The following is an 18,746-nucleotide window of genomic DNA, read 5'->3' as shown; positions in this document are numbered from 1 at the left end:
CCGGGTGAAACTCTCAGGTTCCATGCACGGAGGGGGCAAGCGGCGCAAAGCCGCGCGTGCAAGGAGAAATGCTATGACTTCAGTTGCTGTAATCGGCGCCGGCGTGACCGGTCTGACCACCGCCTATGAGCTGCTCGACCGCGGCTATGAGGTCACTGTTTACGACCGCCACCGCTATGCCGCGATGGAGACCAGCTTTGCCAACGGCGGGCAGCTCTCTGCCTCCAATGCCGAAGTCTGGACCCAGTGGGGCACCATCATCAAAGGTCTGAAATGGATGCTGCACGCGGATGCGCCGCTGCTGGTCAACCCGGCACCGACCCTGCACAAAATGCGCTGGATGACCGAATTTCTCTCCAACATTCCGAACTATAAACGCAACACCGTCGAAACCGTCCGCATGGCGATTGCGGCGCGCGGCGTCCTTTTTGATATGGCCGACCGCGAAGGTATCGATTTCGACCTTGAGCGTCGTGGCATCCTGCATTTCTACAGCAACGAAAAAGACATGGCACATGCGCGCAAAGTGAACACGCTGCTGGCCGAAGGCGGTTTGGAGCGGCGCGAGCTCAGAGGTGGTGAGCTGCGCGAGGTGGAACCCGCGCTGCAGGGCAATTTCGTTGGGGGTTTCCTGACTGAATCCGACAGCTCCGGCGATATCCACAAATTCACCATGGGTCTGGCACGTGCCTGCGTACGCCGCGGCGCAACGCTCCGTTTGTGCGCCAAAGTCGAGCATCTTACTGCAGAAGACGGGATTGTCCGCGTCACCGAAGCCGGTCGCGATGAGACTTATGACGCCATCGTCATCAGCGCCGGCATTGAAAGCCGCGGGTTCGCCCGACAGCTGGGCGACCGGGTCAACATCTATCCGGTCAAAGGGTATTCGGTCACCATCCCGCTCGACGACGCCGAAAGCCGCGCCGCGGCCCCCTGGATCAGCCTTCTGGATGACCGCGCCAAAATCGTGGCCAGCCGCTTTGGCGAGAACCGTTTCCGCATCGCCGGCACAGCAGAATTCAACGGCGCCAACCGCGACATCCGTGCCGACCGCATTAAACCGCTGACCGACTGGTGCGAGCGGTACTTCCCGGGTGTCTCCACCGAGACCATCACCCCCTGGGCCGGTCTGCGCCCGATGATGCCGTCGATGCTGCCCCGGGTGGGCCGCGGCCGCGCGCCCGGTGTGTTCTACAACACCGGCCACGGTCACCTTGGCTGGACCCTTTGTGCTGCGACGGCTCGTATCGTCGCAGGCTCGGTTGCCGAAAGCCTCAGGGCGGACGCACATGTCGTGTCGCGCCGGGGGCACGCCGTCGCAGTCTGATCAGGGTTCTGGCGTTCGCTGTATTGCGTGCGCCGGACACTTTCCGCCCGTCAGGAGATTACTGTTTTCAAGATACGGCGGTGCCTTTCACATTCCGCACTCAGCGCGCCAAAGGTATTTAATCCGCGCGCCTCAAGCACGGGGAGCAGTGCACAGAACGCACGGGCCGTCGCCTCTGCATCACCAAGGGCCGTGTGCCTGAGTTCAGGCGCGATCGTGATGTTGAGCCGGTAGCAAAGCGCATCAAGTGTATGCTCCTCTGCCCCGCCAAAGACGATTGCCGAGAGGTGCACCGTGTCCAGCACCGGATGGTCAAACACACAGCCCGAGGAGGGCTCTGCGCGTTTCAAAAAGGCGACATCAAAGGGTGCATTATGTGCAATGATGACGGCCTCCGCGCAGAACCCGTGAAAGCTGCGGCAGACATCCGGGAAAGGCGGTGCGGCGCGGACCATTTCCTCACTGACTCCGTGCACTTTCGTTGAGGCGGCGGGTATGGGACGGCCCGGATTAACCAGCGCATCAAACACTTCGCCCGCAACGATGCGTCCGTTGATGATCCGCACAGCGGCAAGTTGAACGACCTCGTCCTTTTGCGGATCGAGGCCGGTCGTTTCACTGTCAAAGACCACCCATGCCAGATCCCTCAACGGCGTGTCCGCCAGGGTGTCACAACGGCTTTTACCAAGCAGATCGAAATCATAGACAAGGGGCCGTGCGGCATCGGGCGACAACGGCTTGAGCATCAGCGTGTAGCCGCCCGTCCTCCCGAAACGCCGGATGTGGCCGGTATAAACCGCGCCGGAGCGCCCGGTGAGGGTCACGTCGGTTCTGTTGGCGCCCGTCCCGGCAAGGCGCTCAAGCGCGGCGCGCACGCCGTCTTCGTCGAGGTAATCAAATACCGATCCGTTCAGCAACGCGGGACGTTCCCGGGCCATCAGATCGGCCGCCTGTCCATCATAAAGCACGATCTGGTGATCAGGGCCTGCAAGGATCACAGCGACCGGCACATCAGAAAGGATCTGTAAAAGCTGTTCGCGCTGTTTCTTCAGCCGCGCAGTTTCTTCGTCGATGCGGGTAGCGGTCTCTGCGGAAGCGTTGGCGAAACGCTCACAGGCCGAGGCAACTGCGGGCGCAAGATCGCCGAGATACTGCCCTGCGTTGTGCTTTTTCAGCGCAGCTCCGCCCGCATCTGTCCCGACCCGGAGCGCGCCGGAGAGAGTTTCGACGGGTTTGCTGACGTTTTCGTCAAAAAGCAGCCAGATACCAGCGGAAAGCAGCGGCAATCCGAATCCGCAGACCACGGCAGCGGTCACAAACCCCGGAAGGGCTGCGGGCTGAGCGAGCTGGCGATACCCCAGCCAGAGACCGCCCCATGCGGTGACCACCCCTGCCGCGGCCAGCAGTGCAAAGAATAAAAACACTCTAAGGCGCAGGCCTGCCTGTCGCATCTCAGACCTCCTGACAGACCGCCTGCAGGACCGGATCACCGGCATCCAGAGCGATCCACTGCGCGGAAATGACCTCTCCGCCGGCACCGAACTCAGCACCATCGGCAAGATCTGCGCGCCGCATTCCGGCACAGTCAACAAGAACAGGCACCGTCGCGGTACGGGCCCAGCGGCCGTAGATGACCAGATCTGCAATATACTGATCTGGCTGCTGCGGGTGGCTGCGCATGCGCGCTCGGTCCACGGCGACAAAGCGGCTTATATAGGGTCTGACGTAAGTCCAGGGGCGATAGAAAACCCTTTCCTCGACCGGCTGTGCGACCACAAGACCCCGCGGCATGGTCGCAGTGGTGCGGGCGTACCAGCCGTATTCGCTGGAAATCGTTGCAATCAGCATAGCAAGACCGGCGGCAACCGGCATAAGCCATTTCGGAAGGCGGCCCCCGGTGAACCGGTTGACGGCCCAGACCAGCAGCGCCATGACGCCCCCGGCCACCAGTGTTCCGATCAGTTCAAAAATCATTCTGCTCCTCCTCCCCTCACGAGCCTGCCGGTCTCAGCCGAGCAGCCCCCTGCCCTGCATCAGCGCTGCCTGCATGGTTTTGACGACCACGAATGCGTCCCGCAAGTGGCTGCGTTCGAAATCCGACAGACTTGCGGGCGGCAGAAAATTGTCCGGAGCATGGCCGTCGCGGATCTGTCTTGCCTGATGCTCAAGCCGCATCTGCGCGATCAGGTCATAGGCATCAATAAGATCGCGCCCGCCCCGTGCACTGACGATCCCTGCGGCCAGCGCCGCTTTCAGCCGGGCGCGGGTGTTCACCTGGTCGATCTGACCCTGCAGCGCATACATCCGGCCCAGATCGACGACCGGAACCACACCGTTATGTTTGGTGTCGATTGTCTTGCGGTGCTCACCTGAGGAAATCACGGCGATGCCGCGCAACAGTCCCAGCGGTGTCGCATGGGTCAGCGCATTGCCGGCCATATGCGCGGTAAAGATCGAATTGCCGGAAGCCGCTTTCAGGACTTCTTTCTGCAGACCTTCGAAAAGGGCCGCGTTGCCGCCGACGGGCCGCAGATCGAACATCACAGAGGCCAGCATCTGCGCCTCTTTGCCGGGCTGCGCAATCCAGCCACGAAAGTATTCACGCCAGACCGCCAGCGGCTGACGCCAGCGCGTGTTTGTGGCCATCATATCGCCCGGGCAATAAACATATCCGCAGGCGTTGAGCCCGTCACAGACAAAAGCCGCGAAGTCGCGGAACCACGGATGATCTGCGATGCCCGGCACGTCTTCGAGAATGAGGCAGTTGTCCTGGTCAGACACTCCCGTCTGCTCGCGCCGGCCCTGTGATCCGCAGGCCAGCCAGAGCCAGCCCGCCGGAGCGGGCCCGAGCTTTTCCTCGCCGAGCGTCAGCAGACGGCGGGTAACCACGTCGCCCACATCCGTGATCAGCCGGGTGACGGTGTCATGCCGCTGGCCGGTTGCGATGAGGTGTACGAGAAGTGGTGGGATGCGCGCCGTGACCTGCGCCAGCGCATCCACTGTCGTCGCCCGCGCCGCATCGCCGACAAGACCCGCCGATGTCGTCGCCTGAAAGCGCGTGAGATCCGTCTGGGTGACAATACCTGCAAGGCGGTCGCCATCGACCACCGGCAAATGGCCCAGCCGGTGCTCAACCATCATATGCAGAACGTCCGACCCGATAGCTGAAGGTGGCAGGGTGCGCGGGGCTTTGGTCATTACACTGCCGACGTGCGTATCATCAGAAAGCCCTGTAGCGAGCGCCCGGTTCACCAGATCGCGCAGGGTAAGGATCCCGGTCAGCCGGCCTTCTGCGAGCACACAGAGGCACGATATCCGACGGTCGCGCATCAGTTCTGCCGCGGCGCGGATCGTGGTTTCGACTGTGCAGGTCACCGGATCACGGATCATCAGCGTATCGACGCGCACCTGCGCAAGCCCCGGCGGCTGCAGCCCGCTATCGGGCGCGGCCCGGGACCGGTCGAAAAAGGCGCGGAAGGCCGGCTGCGACGCGCGCAGGTCTTCAAAGCGGGCGGCGGGCAGGCAAATCAGCTTTGTGGTCTCGATGGCCCTGGCCGTCGTCGCAGCGAGGCCATCGCGCAGCAGGCCGCGCTCTCCAAAGGAATTGCCGGCGTGCAGCACCGAGACCTGACTGCCGGTCAGATCAGTGACTTCGACGCCGCCAGAAAGAATAAAGTAAAGACCATCAAGCGGCGCGCCTGCGGTGTAGATGGTCTGACCCTTTTCCACGGTCAGGCGGGCGAGTTCCGGGCGCAGTGCGTTAAGGACATCGCCGGGCAGTGCATCCCAGGGATGCCGGCCGGCCAGAAATGTCAGCTCATCATCGCGCATGGCAGCCTCCGGGTATCATGAGACCTGCCCCGGAAAACGCCGGGACAGGTTGGCTTCAGCGGGCCGGGCAGAGCGCCCGGCCACAGCGCGGATCAGTGATCGACAGCCACACCGGCACCCGCAGGTACCCGGACGCTTTCGACCAGATCTTTGATCTCCTGCGGGGTGTCTTTGGTCGCAAGCGACACACCGTAGGCAACCGCGAAGTTGATCAGCGCTCCGACCGCTCCGATCGCAGTGGACTGGATGCCGAAAAGCGATCCGTCAACTGTGTCCGGAAAGGAGTTGGTGCCCGCGATAAAGAGCCAGCCTTTGTGCAGGAAGATGTAGATCAGCGTGAAGCCGAGACCTGCCAGCATGCCGGAGACCGCGCCCACGTTGTTCACCCGCTTGGAGAAGATGCCCATCATCAGCGCCGGGAAGATCGAAGCCGCCGCGAGGCCAAAGGCCAGCGCCACCGTCTGTGCTGCGAACCCGGGAGGGTTCAGACCCAGAATGGTGGCCACACCGATGGCAACCGCCATGGCGATCCGCGCCGACATCAGCTCTGCCTTTTCGGACATATCCGGCGTCAGCTGCCCCTTGAGCAGATCGTGGCTGACCGCTGAGGAGATCGCCAGCAGCAGACCCGCCGCGGTGGAGAGCGCTGCGGCAAGCCCGCCCGCCGCCACAAGACCGATCACCCAGCCGGGAAGGCTTGCAATCTCCGGGTTGGCCAGCACAAGGATATCACGGTTGAAGTTCGTGAGCTCATTGCCTTCCCAGCCGTTGGCTGCAGCCTTTTCGGCCATCGCGTCGGATTTGTCGTTATAGTACTGGATCCGGCCGTCGCCGTTCTTGTCTTCCCAGTCGAGAAGACCGGTTTTCTGCCAGGTCGCCATCCAGTCATACCGCGCGTCGCTTTCGATCTGCTCGACAGATACCGCTTCACCGTTCGTACCATTGGGCCACATCAGTTCCGTGATGTTAAGCCGTGCCATCGCACCCACCGCGGGGGCCGTGAGGTAGAGCAGAGCGATGAAGACCAGCGCCCAGCCGGCGGACCAGCGAGCGTCCGAAACTTTGGGCACGGTGAAAAAGCGCATGATGACATGCGGCAGACCCGCGGTCCCGATCATCAGGGAGAGCGTGAAGAGCACCATATTAAGGTTGTCTTTATGCGCCTCAGTGTAGCTGGCAAAACCAAGATCGGTCACGATCTGGTCCAGCTTGGTCAGCAGATACACGGAGCCTTCGCCGCCCGTGGCCGTTGTCTCAGAGAAGAGGCCCAGCGCCGGAATGGGCGTGCCGGTCAGCTGTAGTGAGATGAACACAGCCGGAATGGTATAGGCCATGATCAGCACAACATACTGCGCCACCTGCGTATAGGTAACGCCCTTCATGCCGCCGAAAACCGCATAGGCGAAAACCACACAGGCACCGATCAGCAGACCGGAGGTGTTGGAAATCTCCAGGAACCGTCCGAACGCCACGCCAACGCCCGTCATCTGACCAATCACGTACGTCGTGGACGCAACGATAAGACAGATGACTGCAACGAGCCGTGCAGTCGGGGAGTAGAAACGGTCGCCAATGAATTCTGAAACGGTGAATTTCCCGAATTTGCGCAGGTAGGGCGCGAGCAGCAGAGCAAGCAGCACATAGCCACCGGTCCAGCCCATCAGGAAGGATGAGTTGTCATAGCCGGTGAATGCGATGAGGCCCGCCATCGAGATGAAAGATGCCGCCGACATCCAGTCAGCCGCCGTGGCCATGCCGTTGGTGACGGGGTGAACACCCCGGCCCGCGGCATAGAATTCGGATGTGGAGCCCGCGCGGGCCCAGATCGCGATGCCAATGTAGAGCGCGAAAGACGCGCCGACAAACAGCAGGTTCAGTGTAAACTGGTCCATGGGGTCAGTCCTCCTCTACGCCGTATTCACGGTCGAGTTTGTTCATCCGCCAGGCGTAGAAAAAGATCAGCGCCAGAAAGACGAGAATGGATCCCTGCTGGGCGAACCAGAAACCGAGATCGGTGCCGCCGACGCTGATGCCTGACAGCATCGGGCGCAGCAGGATGCCAAAGCCAAAGGACACAAGGGCCCAGATGATGAGGCTGATGACAATGATGCGGATATTTGCGGTCCAGTAACCACTCGCGTCCTCCGCGGCTTTTATGCCGGTCTGAACTGTCCGGTCTGACATTTTACGTTCCTCCTTTTGATAAAATGGTGCGGCTTCAGAGTGCCGCTTCTGCGTGGTGTGATCGGTCTGTTGTGTGTGCTGCGGCGACGGCCGCGATGTCTGCACTGATCTTGTCGATCCCGCCCATGGCATCGACACGCCACAGTGCACCGCGCTTGTCATACCAGGCGATCAGCGGTGCGGTCTGCTCATGATAGGCGTCAAGCCGGGACATGACCGTTGCGGCATTGTCATCGGCGCGCCGGGTCATGTTCTGGCCGCCGCAGTTATCACAGACACCGCTTGTTTTCTCGGGTTTGAAGCTGTCGTGATAGCCCTCGCCGCAGTCGCCGCAGGTGAACCGGCCAACGACCCGGGAGACCATTCCGGCACTGTCCACTTCAAGAGAGATCGCCGCATTTACCCGCTGTCCGGACCGGCCGAGCATCTCGTCGAGCGCCTGTGCCTGAGCCGTCGTGCGCGGAAACCCGTCGAGCACGACGCCGGCAGCACAGTCGGGATCGGCCAGACGGTCGGACAGCACTGTGAGAACAATTTCATCGCTGACAAGCCCGCCGGCCTGCATCACGGTTTGCGCGGCTTTACCCGCAGGTGTGCCAGCAGCAACGGCGGCGCGCAGAAGGTCTCCTGTCGAGAGCTGCACAAGGCCAAATTTTTCGTGCAGCCTGCGGGCCTGGGTGCCCTTGCCGGCCCCCGGAGGCCCGAGCAGGATCAGAACAGGCACCGGAGCTGTTTGTGTGTCGCGGGTCATTTCATGCGTCCTCACGGTTCATGCGGTTGTCGATCAGATCCTCGACGACGGACGGATCCGCGAGCGTCGAGATGTCACCAAGGGCACCGAAATCGTCCTCGGCAATCTTTCGCAGAATGCGGCGCATGATTTTGCCCGAGCGTGTTTTCGGCAGACCCGGGGCCCACTGGATGAGGTCAGGCGATGCAATCGGCCCGATCTCGGTACGGACCCACTTGCGCAGCTCCTGACGCAGCTCTTCGGTGGGCTCCTCGCCGTTCATCAGAGTGACATAGCAATAGATGCCCTGCCCCTTGATCGCGTGCGGGTATCCCACCACGGCGGCTTCGGCGACCTTGCCGTGCGCCACAAGTGCGCTTTCAACTTCGGCGGTGCCCATGCGGTGGCCCGAGACGTTGATCACATCATCGACCCGCCCGGTGATCCAGTAATCGCCGTCGGCATCACGCCGGCAGCCGTCACCGGTAAAGTAATATCCCGCGTAGTCGCTGAAATAGGTTTTCTCAAAGCGTTCATGATCGCCCCAGACGGTGCGCATCTGGCCGGGCCAGCTCGTGGCGATGCACAGAACGCCCTCGACGTCATTGCCTTCGATGACCTCACCCGTTGTGGGTTCGAGCACCACCGGCGTGATACCGAAGAAAGGCTGCTGCGCCGAGCCTGGTTTCAGCTCCGTGGCACCAGGCAGCGGCGTCATAAGATGCCCGCCTGTCTCGGTTTGCCACCAGGTATCGACGATCGGGCAACGCCCGCCGCCTACAACAGTGTTGTACCAGTTCCAGGCTTCGGGGTTGATCGGCTCGCCCACCGTACCGAGCGTGCGCAGGCTGGTCAGATCATAGGCTTTCACCGGATCATCGCCGGCCGCCATCAACGCGCGGATCGCTGTCGGGGCCGTATAGAACTGGTTCACGCCATGCTTTTCGCAAACGTCCCAGAACCGGCCTGTATCCGGATATGTCGGAACGCCTTCGAACATGATTGTGGTCGCGCCGTTGGCCAGCGGACCATAAACGATATAGCTGTGGCCGGTGACCCAGCCCACATCCGCAGTGCACCAGAAAACGTCACCGTCGTGGTAATCAAAAACGATCTCATGGGTCATCGCCGCATAGACCAGATACCCGCCCGAGGTGTGCACGACGCCCTTGGGCTGACCGGTTGAACCGGAGGTATAGAGGATAAAGAGCGGGTCTTCTGCATCCATCGGCTCGGGCGCACAGGTATCGGCGGCTGCCTCGGCCAGTTTGTTGTAATCGTAGTCGCGCGGGGTCCAGGTGGTCTGGCCCCCGGTGCGTTTGACAACGAGGCATTTCACATCGTCATCACAATGAAGCAGCGCCTGATCCGTATTCGTTTTGAGCGCCGTGACCCGCCCGCCACGCGGTGCTTCATCGGCAGTGATCACAACCTTTGCGTCACAGCCGTTGATCCGCGCGGCGAGCGCGTCCGGGGAGAACCCGGCGAAAACGATGGAATGAATGGCCCCGATCCGCGCGCAGGCCAGCATGGCATAAGCAGCTTCCGGGATCATCGGCAGATAGATGACGACACGGTCGCCGCGGGTCACGCCAAGCTCTTTGAGCACATTGGCCATTTTGCAGACCGAGCGGTGCAGGTTTTTGTACGTGATATGAAGGGCCGGATCTTTGGGATCATCAGGCTCCCAGATGATTGCCGTCTGATCGCCGCGTTTTTCGAGATGACGGTCAATGCAGTTTACCGAAACGTTCAGCACGCCGTCGTCAAACCACCTGATCGACACATTGCCGGGCGCAAAACTCACGTCGCTGACACGGGTGTAGGGGCGGATCCAGTCGAGCCTTTTGCCCTGTTCGCCCCAGAATGCATCAGGGTCCCTGACGGACTGCGCGTAAAGCGACTTGTACTGCTCAGCGTTCACATGCGGGGTTATTCCGGCTTTCGCGGTCATATCGGTCTCCTCAAATCGATTTCCGAACGATGAGAGGACGCTTCAGTGCTTTCCCAAGGCACCCCCTCCTTGTGTAAAGGAATTACAGGCCACCAGAAAATTAATCACTATATAACTGTAATTGTGTATTATTTTTGTAAATATATTTTATCAAATGCAGCGGTGAATGTAAATTTCACCTGCGACAAATTGCCAAATCCAAGTCTTTCCAGCAGGTTGCGCGTTTACTTTTTATCTGCCCTGGAAACACCGGAACCGGGCTCCCGAAAGAGCGAAACGTCTGTCATGCGCTAACATAAATTCCCGTTATGCGTGCAGATGCGATCACTCTGCGTTTTCGCGGTGAAGAGGCACCGTCCTTGCGACTCACCGCTTCGGGCAGTGCGCGCATCGTCCGCAAATTGGCCGGGTCGACCGAGGAGTTCATTGCGAAAACCGGCAAAACCCGTAAAACTGCGACCGGGGAGATTATATGGAAACGGTTGAACTTACGCTGCAGATGTCCGTCGTCCTCGGGCTGCTGGCGTTTACCGTCTTCCTCTTTGTTTCGGAAATTGTGCGTATTGATCTGGCCGCCATCCTTGTGATGGTGCTGCTGGGGCTGCTCAGTCAGGTGCCGGCACTCAACAGTCTGGCAGATGTTTCCCGGCTTTTCGACGGGCTTGCCTCCAATGCCGTTGTCTCCATTATCGCTGTGATGATTATCGGGGCGGGTCTCGACAAAACCGGCCTGATGAGCAAGGTCGCGGCCCTTATTCTGAGACACGGCGGCAAGACCGAGGCGCGGATCATTCCCATCGTTTCCGGCACTGTCGGCTTTATCTCGTCGTTTATGCAGAACGTGGGGGCGGCGGCGCTCTTTCTGCCGGTGGTCAGCCGCATCTCGGTGCGCACAGAACTGCCGCTCAGCCGCTTGCTGATGCCGATGGGGTTTTGTGCGATCCTGGGCGGGACAATGACGATGGTGGGATCTTCACCGCTTATCCTGCTGAACGACCTTCTGCTCAGCGCCAATGAGACCCTGCCCCCGGACCGGCAAATGGAGACCTTTAGCCTGTTCTCGGTGACGCCTGTCGGCATCTGCCTCGTTATAACCGGCATATTGTATTTCACGCTCTTCGGGCGCTGGGTGCTGCCCGCGGGTACAAAATCGGGCGATGCGACCAGTGGCCAGTCGCTCAAAGACTATCTGAAAAAGATATACGGGCTGAAGACCGATATCTTTGAGATCTCGGTACCAGAAGGTCATGATTGTGTCGGGCGCACCTTCGATGACGTCATGCAGCAGTATCACATCTATATTATCGGCAGCGCTTATCGCGGCAAACGCTGGTTTGCGCCGGTCATCCAGACAGAGATTACAGCACCATGTCGTTTTGCAGTGCTGGGCCGCGAGAAAGTGATCCGTCAGATGGTCGAAGAGGGCGGCTACATCCTGCACGACCAGCTCGATGTTTTTGCCGAAGACTACGCACCCACCCGGTCGGGTGTGGCGGAGATGGTTGTGCCTCCCGGCTCCTCCGTGATCGGCAAATGCGCGCATGATCTCGTGTTCCGCAAAACCTATGGCGCGAGTCTGCTGGCTATTCACCGTGACGAAGAAACGATGAGTTATGTGGCCACCGACCAGCACGAACCGACAGCCGTGGGTGAGGTGCCGTTTCACGCCGGCGACACGCTGGTCATTCACTGCACCTGGGAGGCGCTGACCCGCCTGACCCGGGACCGCGATTTCGTAGTGGTCACGACGGATTTTCCGCATGAGGAGATGCGTCCCGCCAAGGTTGGCTGGGCGCTCCTGTTTTTTCTGATCGCACTGGGGCTCATCCTGTTTACCGATCTGCGGCTCTCGCTGTGCCTGCTGACCGGGGCAGTGGGCATGATCCTGTCAAAGGTAATCGACATCGACGAGGCCTATGCCTCGGTAAGCTGGAGTACGATTTTTCTGCTGGCAAGCCTGATCCCGCTGGGACAGGCCGTGCAGTCCACAGGCACCGCAGAGTGGATCGCCCAGCAAATCCTGACGCTGCTCGATGGCTGGCCGGTCTGGTCGCTCCAGGCAGGGCTTGCGGTGCTGGCCACCATCTTCACGCTGATCATGTCGAACGTGGGCGCAACCGTCCTTCTGGTGCCGCTGGCAGTGTCGATCGCGCTGGCGGCAGGGGGTGATCCGGCGATCTTTGCGCTCACGGTGGCGATCTCGACATCTAATTCCTTTCTGATACCAACCCATCAGGTCAACGCGCTGATCATGGGACCCGCCGGTTATAAAGTGACGGATTTCATGAAAAGCGGCGGGGTGATGACCCTGCTTTTTCTGGTGGTCTCGCTTACAGTGATGAACCTGGTGTTCTGATCTGCGCGCCGCTTTTTGCCTTTGGGTATACGGCAGGTGTCTGTGTTTTCGCGGTTGCCCCGGCGGATCGTATTCGGCACGGTGTCGCTGAACCGGCGGCCCGCCCGCCGCGCGAAAGATCGAGGCCCCATGACCACCAGTTTCAAAACCCGTATGCTCTCCGGAGAAATCCTCGTCGGCACCTTCATGAAAACGCCGGCGCATGAGATGATCGAAGTCCTCGCGCTGTCGCGGCTCGATTTCATCTGTCTTGACGCCGAGCACGCGCCGTTTGACCGGGGCCGTATGGATATCTGCCTTGCCATGTGCCGCGCGCTGAAGATTCCCGCGCTTGTCCGCGTGCCGGCGGGAACACCTGTGGAAATCCTCAAAGCGCTGGATTCCGGTGCAACCGGCATCGTGGTGCCCCATGTGAATACCGTCGAAAAAGCGCAGATGGTGGCACAAGCCGCACGTTTCGGGCATGGCGGTCGTGGCTATGCCGGATCGACACGCTGGGCCGGCTATGCAACCCGCCCGATGACCGACGTGCTGCAGCAGAGCATCGACGAAACTATCGTGATTGCGCAGATCGAAGAGCCCGAAGGCGTGGAGGCCGCAGAGGCCATCGCGGCAACCGACGGCATCGACGGGCTCTTTGTCGGACCTGCCGACCTTGCGGTGTGCTATGGCAAGACCAACCCTGCAGATCCCATGGTGCTCGAAGCAATCGCGGATACCGGCAAGGCTGCGAAAGCACATGACAAAGCCTTCATGACCTTTGCTGCAGGTGCTGCTGCAGGTCCCGATCTGCATAAACTGGGGGTCACGATGTTTTTCGTGGCCTCAGAGCATGCCTTCATGCTGCGTGGTGCCAATGCCGAAGCAGATGCGCTGCACGCTCTCAGCTAGCGGCTCTGCTCTGCGCGCAGTCACTAGGGCATCCGTGCAGCGTCAAGGCGATCCACATCCTGCTGTGCCGGCTCCTGGCCCGACAGGCAGAAGAGGTATTGCCACGTTCTGCTCCGGCGCGTCTCCAGGTCTTCTTTCTGATCCAGCGCATCGTGGCCGATCTGGGTATAATAGAGGATCCGCCCGCGCACCTGCGCTTCTTTGTCGTCGAACCCATGCCGCTGAAACATCTGCGTCAGGGCCACGACCCGTTCATTGTCTGATGCATCAAGCGCCGCCCGCACGGATGCCGACCGGCGCGCCCAGTCGCGGATGGCAAAATCGAGCCGGGTGTCAAACCCGCCCTCGCCTGTCCATGAGGTCGCCACGTTTACGACAGACGCACAGATGGTATCAGCCGGGCGCGCGGCACTGTCGGTAATGGCGCGCGTGTTTGTTGCCTGCCAGTGATCCAGCAGGTGGTCCAGCAGATCCGCACGGCTGTCGAAATGCCAGTAAAACCCTGAGCGCGCGGTATTCAGCTTTGCTGACAGCACCATGATTTTGACATTTCCCACCCCCTCGCAGATCAGCGTGTCGAGAGCCGTCCGGATCCAGTCATCGCGCGTGTGGCGGGAAGGACTACGGTCGTTTTTGTGTTTATTTTTTCCGGCCATCCGTGCTCTGCAGCCTTGTTTTATGTCCTGCGCGCGCAGTCCTTCGCGCATACTCTATCCCGGATCGGTCTGCATAATACAGAGGATGCAGCGCGATTACCGGCTGTCAGTCCGCCGGCGGGCCCTCCGGCAGGCGGACGACAGAACTGCGCCGGTAAAGCGATGTCACTTGACGGTGCCGGATGCGGAACTGGCTGCGTCTTTTGAGCGCCGGCGGCCCGCCTGCACGGTTTTCAAGTTTCAGCGCCGGATCATAGCTTACTATTCCAGCTGCAAAGGCGCGCAGCAGCAGAAAGAAATCAGTTCCTTCGCACAGCAGCACCTCCCGTCCGTAGGCGTATTCGACCGGCGGCCCGCGCCTGACCGAAGGGACATAGCAGGCCTGTGCATGTTTGCGGTTCCAGTGCGCGATCAGACCGGTATAGCTCCAGGACGCGGCGATGCGACCTTCGGCGTCTTTAAGAGAAAGACCACCCGCGATATCCGTAATCCGGCCGGACTGCGGATCAAAACCGTCCATTTCCAAAGACAGCCCCGTCAGCGCAACCGGTCCCCTGCCCACGGTATAGACGCCGCCAAAATTCAGACGACCCGGCCTGCCGGAACGGTCGGGATACCCGTAGCGGCGCACGAATGCTTCCGCGCCTGCCTCGCGGTAAAAGCCGCCTGCAGGTTCAGGGGTCATCAGCGTGACTGCGCTGCGGGGGGTGTTGCGCATGAAGTCAGACACGCCGAACTGCTTTATTTCCCACCCGTGAAAATCAGGCGCTGCGCGTCCGTTGGGACGTATGCCGAGAGCTGCCTCCAGAGTATATCCGCCACCGTTGGGCGCGCGGTATGGCAGAGGGCCGTCAGCGCCAAGCTTCTGCGAGGCAAGCCAACCGGCATCTGCTATCTCCGCCAGCCTGGCAATCAGCATACTGCGGGCATCGGCACCGGTGTGCAGGAGGCCCAGATTGCTGAAAACGCCGCGGCTTTCGAACTGGCCGGCGTTTCTGAAGGCGCGCACTTCCGGGTCTTCGGCAAATCCTGCCCATGCGAGGATGCGGTCTCCCGGCACAACGCCAAGAAAGAGCATGCGGCCCGGTGCCCGCGAGCGGATGACGTCGGCGGGCGCGCCATCCGCGCCGCGCAGCAGCCCCGAAAGGCGCACCTCAGGATAGGCCGGATACAGGATCAGTTGTGCATCGGGCGCGCGCGACAGACCGTCCGGCAGCAACCAGTCCCAGATCAGCGGCGCTTTGGCCCTGTCCCGTCGGCTGCCTGCAAGATCAGAGGTATCCGTGACCAGCCCGCCCTGCGGCAGGATATTCAGTACGCCGAAATCTGAGCCCAGATAGAGCTGGTTTTTTGAATTGTCGTTGGGGGCGAGTTCCTTGGCGAGAAACCCGGTAGCCCCTGTCGCCGCCATCCTCGCAATCAGCGCGGTCAGGGCGTCAGTCATTGCGCGCGCCCCCGCATCTCAAGCCGCGCACCGTCCTCTGGCAACCAGGCGGCAAGGGCACCGGCGACGGCATCTGCGCCGATCCTCTCCGGCCCCTTAAGCGCGCATTCCCAGATCTTTGCCACCCGCCATCCGTCAGCCAGAAGTTCTGCTTCCTGCCAGGTGTCACGCGCGCGGTTGCCGGTGATCTTGGCTTCCCAGAACGCGGTGCGCGTGGCGGGCAACCGGAAAAGCGGACAGTTGTGTCCATGCCAGAAACAGCCATGTACGAAGATGACGGCCCGGTATTTTCTGAGCACAAGATCAGGGCGCCCCGGCAGACCTGCGCTATGCAGCCGGAACCGGAACCCCCGTGCATGCAGCGCGCGGCGGATCTGATGTTCGGGCTTTGTGTTTTTGCCGCGGATCGCGGACATATTGCGGCTGCGCGTGGCCGGGTCGTGAACGTCAGCCACCGGCGGCCAGTCTTTCGGGCGCGGCCTCCTGCATTACGGTCCGGATATGAGGCTGCATGACACGTGCGACCTCTGCAAAAACCGGCACGGCAACGGAGTTGCCGAACTGTTTGTAGGCCTGAGTGTCGGACACCGGGATACGGAAACTTTCAGGATACCCCATGAGGCGCGCGCATTCGCGGGGCGTCAGACGGCGCGGATTCAGACCCTCGCCACGGCTCACGAGAATCTCCGAGCCATCCTTGTAATAACGGGCCGAGAGCGTGCGCGCGATGCTGTCGCCTGTCACGAGCCCATAGCCGAAACCGTTACCGGCGGCTTTGTGCTTGGCCGCATAGGCCTGAAGATAGGCCCAGAGTTTATCGGTAAGTGTGTACTTGTCGCTGACCCGTGCATCCGCCCCGAGCGTATAATGCCCCTCGGGCGCCTCGCTGCCATCCGCGGGGTGCAGGATATCGCGTACACGCAGATGTCCGCGCTCGGGTACCGCCATATCGTCAAAACTGAACGGGACCGGATCGCGGAAGCCGACAATGACGATGCGTTCGCGATGTTGCGGCACGAAATGCGCCGCATCGATTACGCGGGTATGCAGGGTGTATCCAAGTTCTGCCGTCAGTTTGCGGCGGATCACCTCAAAGGTCTTGCCCTTGTCGTGGCTTTTGAGGTTCTTTACATTTTCCAGCAGAAAGGCCGAGGGGCGGTGATGTTTCAGCACCCGCAGGACATCAAAAAAGAGCGTGCCCTGGGTTTCATCGTCAAAGCCGTGTGCGCGCCCGAGTGCATTCTTTTTGGAAACGCCGGCGATGGAGAAGGGCTGGCAGGGAAAGCCTGCGACCAGCACATCATGCGCGGGAATATCGGCCGCATCGACATCGCGGATGTCGCCGGCAAGGGGGCGGTTGTCAGGAAAGTTAGCGAGATAGGTCTGCTGGGCGTATTTGTCCCACTCAGAAGTAAAGACACAGCGCCCGCCCGCGCCCTCCATCGCTTTGCGCAAACCACCGATACCGGCGAACAGATCGGCGAATGTGAAAACCGTTTCAGCCAGTGCGCCTTTGCGGGTGTCGATTTCCATGCGCAGCAGGTTCAGTACCGCCTCGCGGGGAGCTTCTTCGCCGCGTTTCCAGCGGTAAATATGCCCTTCCGAATAGCCAAGCAGTTTCGCGGCTTCAGGCACGCTGTGCCCTGCATTGCGAAGCAATAGGTCGAATTCGGTCATGCTGCTCTTCCCCTTCCGCCCTCGGCGGGAATTTTTCTGACATTATGAGCAGGAAGCTCCCGGATGCCAAGAACATAAATGAAACACCGGGCGATTTTATCCGGAATCCACGCGGGTCGTGCCGGGACGGTCAATGCCGCCCATAACATCAAAAGTGGCGCCGCAATCCAACGAACGCCGGAAAATTATCGCAGCCCCGGCACCTTTTCGAAAGCGCGCAAAATAAGGTCCGGGCTCAAAGGAATGCGGCGCCGTTCTTTGGCGGGCGCCTGACGGGACGCACCGGGGCCGTCCTGCCGATACCACGGGGCCGCAATTTTTTTCCCTTATCAATTAAGCCAAATACTGTACGGTTACGCAGGGTAGCGCGCCGGCCTTCCGGCCTGCAAAGGACGGGCGGCGCATCACCCGACCAATATTCTGCCGGGATCGCCCGTTGAAGTGGCGGCCATGAAGCGGGACAGCAACAAGGAGACACGAATGGCGATCGAACCACCCCTCACGGATCTGCCGATCAAAACCGCCGACACGGGGTTTTACCGGGGATTCAGCGTTAACGTTACAGTCATCAGTAAAATCATCATCAGCGCGCTCGTAGTCTGGGCGATTTTCTGGCCGATTCAGTCGGGCGCTGTCCTGAACGGGATGAACAGCTATATCCTCGGCAACTTTGCCGCCTGGTATATCTGGGTTGTCGCTTTCTTTGTCATCGTGTGTCTGGCGCTTGCGATCTGGCCGACTGCGGGCAGGCTCAAGCTGGGCCTTGATCATGAAGAACCGGAATTTACCAACTTTTCCTGGTTCTCGATGATGTTTGGTGCCGGTATCGGTGTGGGCATGCTGACATGGGCTGTTGCGGAACCTGTCGCCCATTTCGGAAGCAACCCGGAGACCATCAAAGGCCTGACCACGGGCGGCGCTGCGGATAACGTGCGCATGGCCTATAAATGGTCCTTCCTGCACTGGGGCTTCAGCGCCTGGGCGTGTTATGGCATTGCCGGACTGTCTCTGGCGTTCTTCAGCTACCGCAGAGGTCTGCCCCTGACGATCCGGTCGTCGCTGACACCGCTTTTCGGCAAATCACTCTCCGGGCCCCTGGGCCATGTCATCGATATAGTTGCCGTTGTGGCAACCATTCTCGGCGTCGCGCAGACACTCGGTTTTGGTGTCGAGCAGTTTGTCGCGGGTTTGTCGCGGATCGGGATCGGCGGTCTCGTCAATGCCGAGGGCGGCGCCACCATGGCGGGCATCATTATCGCTATCATCGTGATTATGGGGGCCTCGACCCTCTCGGCACTCTCAGGGGTCGGCAAGGGCATCAAATGGCTGTCGAACATCAATATGGTGCTGTCGATTTTCCTGCTGAGCTTTTTCATCATTTTCGGCGCCACCTGGTTCGGGGCATCGGCGATGTTTGTCGGGCTCTGGGACTATGTTCTGGCACTGCCGGCTATGAGCCTGAACGTCTGGAAATCAGACGGTGTCGAAGGATCCGAAGCTTTCCTGCTTGCTCAATGGCAGGGCTGGTGGCCGGTCTTCTACTGGGCATGGTGGATCGCTTTTGCACCCTTTGTTGGCCTCTTCCTCGCGCGTATCTCGCGCGGGCGGACGATCCGCGAGTTCGTGCTCGGGGCGCTCATTGTACCTGCCCTGATGTGCTTTGTCTGGTTCGCCTGGGCCGGTGGGACGGCCATTG

15 protein-coding genes are annotated in these 18,746 nt (G+C 60.6%); 4 read left to right on the top strand and 11 right to left on the bottom strand.

What is annotated here, in order from left to right:
- Window positions 1-73: 73 nt before the first annotated feature.
- Entirely contained in the window at window positions 74-1,327 is a 1,254-nt protein-coding gene (locus Q0M35_RS10850; protein WP_295315059.1) for a D-amino acid dehydrogenase, read from the top strand.
- Between the two features lie 50 nt (window positions 1,328-1,377).
- On the opposite strand, the gene Q0M35_RS10845 is transcribed toward Q0M35_RS10850, so the two are convergent.
- The 7 genes from Q0M35_RS10845 to acs all read right to left on the bottom strand — a co-directional run bounded on the left by Q0M35_RS10845 (window position 1,378) and on the right by acs (window position 10,026).
- Window positions 1,378-2,778: a 3'-5' exonuclease gene (locus tag Q0M35_RS10845; protein ID WP_295315057.1), complete on the bottom strand. Its 1,401-nt coding sequence runs from the start codon at window positions 2,776-2,778 to the stop codon at window positions 1,378-1,380.
- Window position 2,779: 1 nt separating this feature from the next.
- Complete coding sequence (locus Q0M35_RS10840; RefSeq protein ID WP_295315055.1) at window positions 2,780-3,301, bottom strand: hypothetical protein; 522 nt, start codon at window positions 3,299-3,301, stop codon at window positions 2,780-2,782.
- Between the two features lie 33 nt (window positions 3,302-3,334).
- Entirely contained in the window at window positions 3,335-5,158 is a 1,824-nt protein-coding gene (locus tag Q0M35_RS10835) for a DUF294 nucleotidyltransferase-like domain-containing protein (protein ID WP_295315053.1), read from the bottom strand.
- Between the two features lie 92 nt (window positions 5,159-5,250).
- Window positions 5,251-7,050: a sodium:solute symporter family protein gene (locus tag Q0M35_RS10830; protein ID WP_295315051.1), complete on the bottom strand. Its 1,800-nt coding sequence runs from the start codon at window positions 7,048-7,050 to the stop codon at window positions 5,251-5,253.
- A 4-nt stretch (window positions 7,051-7,054) separates the two neighbouring features.
- Window positions 7,055-7,342: a DUF4212 domain-containing protein gene (locus Q0M35_RS10825; protein WP_295315049.1), complete on the bottom strand. Its 288-nt coding sequence runs from the start codon at window positions 7,340-7,342 to the stop codon at window positions 7,055-7,057.
- Between the two features lie 34 nt (window positions 7,343-7,376).
- Complete coding sequence (locus Q0M35_RS10820) at window positions 7,377-8,093, bottom strand: adenylate kinase (protein WP_295315047.1); 717 nt, start codon at window positions 8,091-8,093, stop codon at window positions 7,377-7,379.
- Window position 8,094: 1 nt separating this feature from the next.
- On the bottom strand, window positions 8,095-10,026 hold the full coding sequence (gene acs, locus Q0M35_RS10815; protein ID WP_295315045.1) for an acetate--CoA ligase: 1,932 nt from the start codon (window positions 10,024-10,026) through the stop codon (window positions 8,095-8,097).
- A 472-nt stretch (window positions 10,027-10,498) separates the two neighbouring features.
- On the opposite strand from acs, the gene Q0M35_RS10810 reads away from it, so the two are divergent.
- Window positions 10,499-12,382: an SLC13 family permease gene (locus Q0M35_RS10810; RefSeq protein WP_295315044.1), complete on the top strand. Its 1,884-nt coding sequence runs from the start codon at window positions 10,499-10,501 to the stop codon at window positions 12,380-12,382.
- 129 nt (window positions 12,383-12,511) lie between these two features.
- Window positions 12,512-13,273, top strand: a complete 762-nt coding sequence (locus Q0M35_RS10805) for an aldolase/citrate lyase family protein (RefSeq protein ID WP_295315042.1) — start codon at window positions 12,512-12,514, stop codon at window positions 13,271-13,273.
- A 23-nt stretch (window positions 13,274-13,296) separates the two neighbouring features.
- Here the strand turns inward: Q0M35_RS10805 and Q0M35_RS10800 are convergent, their stop codons facing one another.
- The 4 genes from Q0M35_RS10800 to dcm all read right to left on the bottom strand — a co-directional run bounded on the left by Q0M35_RS10800 (window position 13,297) and on the right by dcm (window position 17,050).
- Entirely contained in the window at window positions 13,297-13,929 is a 633-nt protein-coding gene (locus Q0M35_RS10800; RefSeq protein ID WP_295315040.1) for a TetR/AcrR family transcriptional regulator, read from the bottom strand.
- Between the two features lie 106 nt (window positions 13,930-14,035).
- Window positions 14,036-15,373 (bottom strand): MvaI/BcnI family restriction endonuclease, encoded by a 1,338-nt coding sequence (locus Q0M35_RS10795; RefSeq protein ID WP_295315038.1) that lies wholly within the window; start codon window positions 15,371-15,373, stop codon window positions 14,036-14,038.
- Window positions 15,370-15,828, bottom strand: coding sequence for a very short patch repair endonuclease (locus Q0M35_RS10790; protein ID WP_295315036.1), 459 nt, complete (start codon window positions 15,826-15,828; stop codon window positions 15,370-15,372). Before Q0M35_RS10790 ends, Q0M35_RS10795 begins: the two co-directional genes overlap by 4 nt.
- Window positions 15,821-17,050 carry a DNA (cytosine-5-)-methyltransferase gene (gene dcm / locus Q0M35_RS10785; protein ID WP_295315034.1) on the bottom strand — a complete coding sequence of 410 codons (1,230 nt, stop codon included), beginning with the start codon at window positions 17,048-17,050 and terminating at the stop codon, window positions 15,821-15,823. Before dcm ends, Q0M35_RS10790 begins: the two co-directional genes overlap by 8 nt.
- A 480-nt stretch (window positions 17,051-17,530) precedes the next feature.
- Between dcm and Q0M35_RS10780 the strand changes: the two genes are divergently transcribed.
- Window positions 17,531-18,746 (top strand): BCCT family transporter (locus Q0M35_RS10780; RefSeq protein WP_295315033.1); only part of this gene is annotated, 1,216 nt, incomplete at its 3' end.

Origin of the sequence: Roseobacter sp., from assembly GCF_024639605.1 — a bacterium.
Classification (GTDB): domain Bacteria; phylum Pseudomonadota; class Alphaproteobacteria; order Rhodobacterales; family Rhodobacteraceae; genus Roseobacter.
The sequence above is the reverse complement of the archived record's forward strand: the minus strand, read 5'-3'. Positions and strand labels throughout refer to the sequence as shown.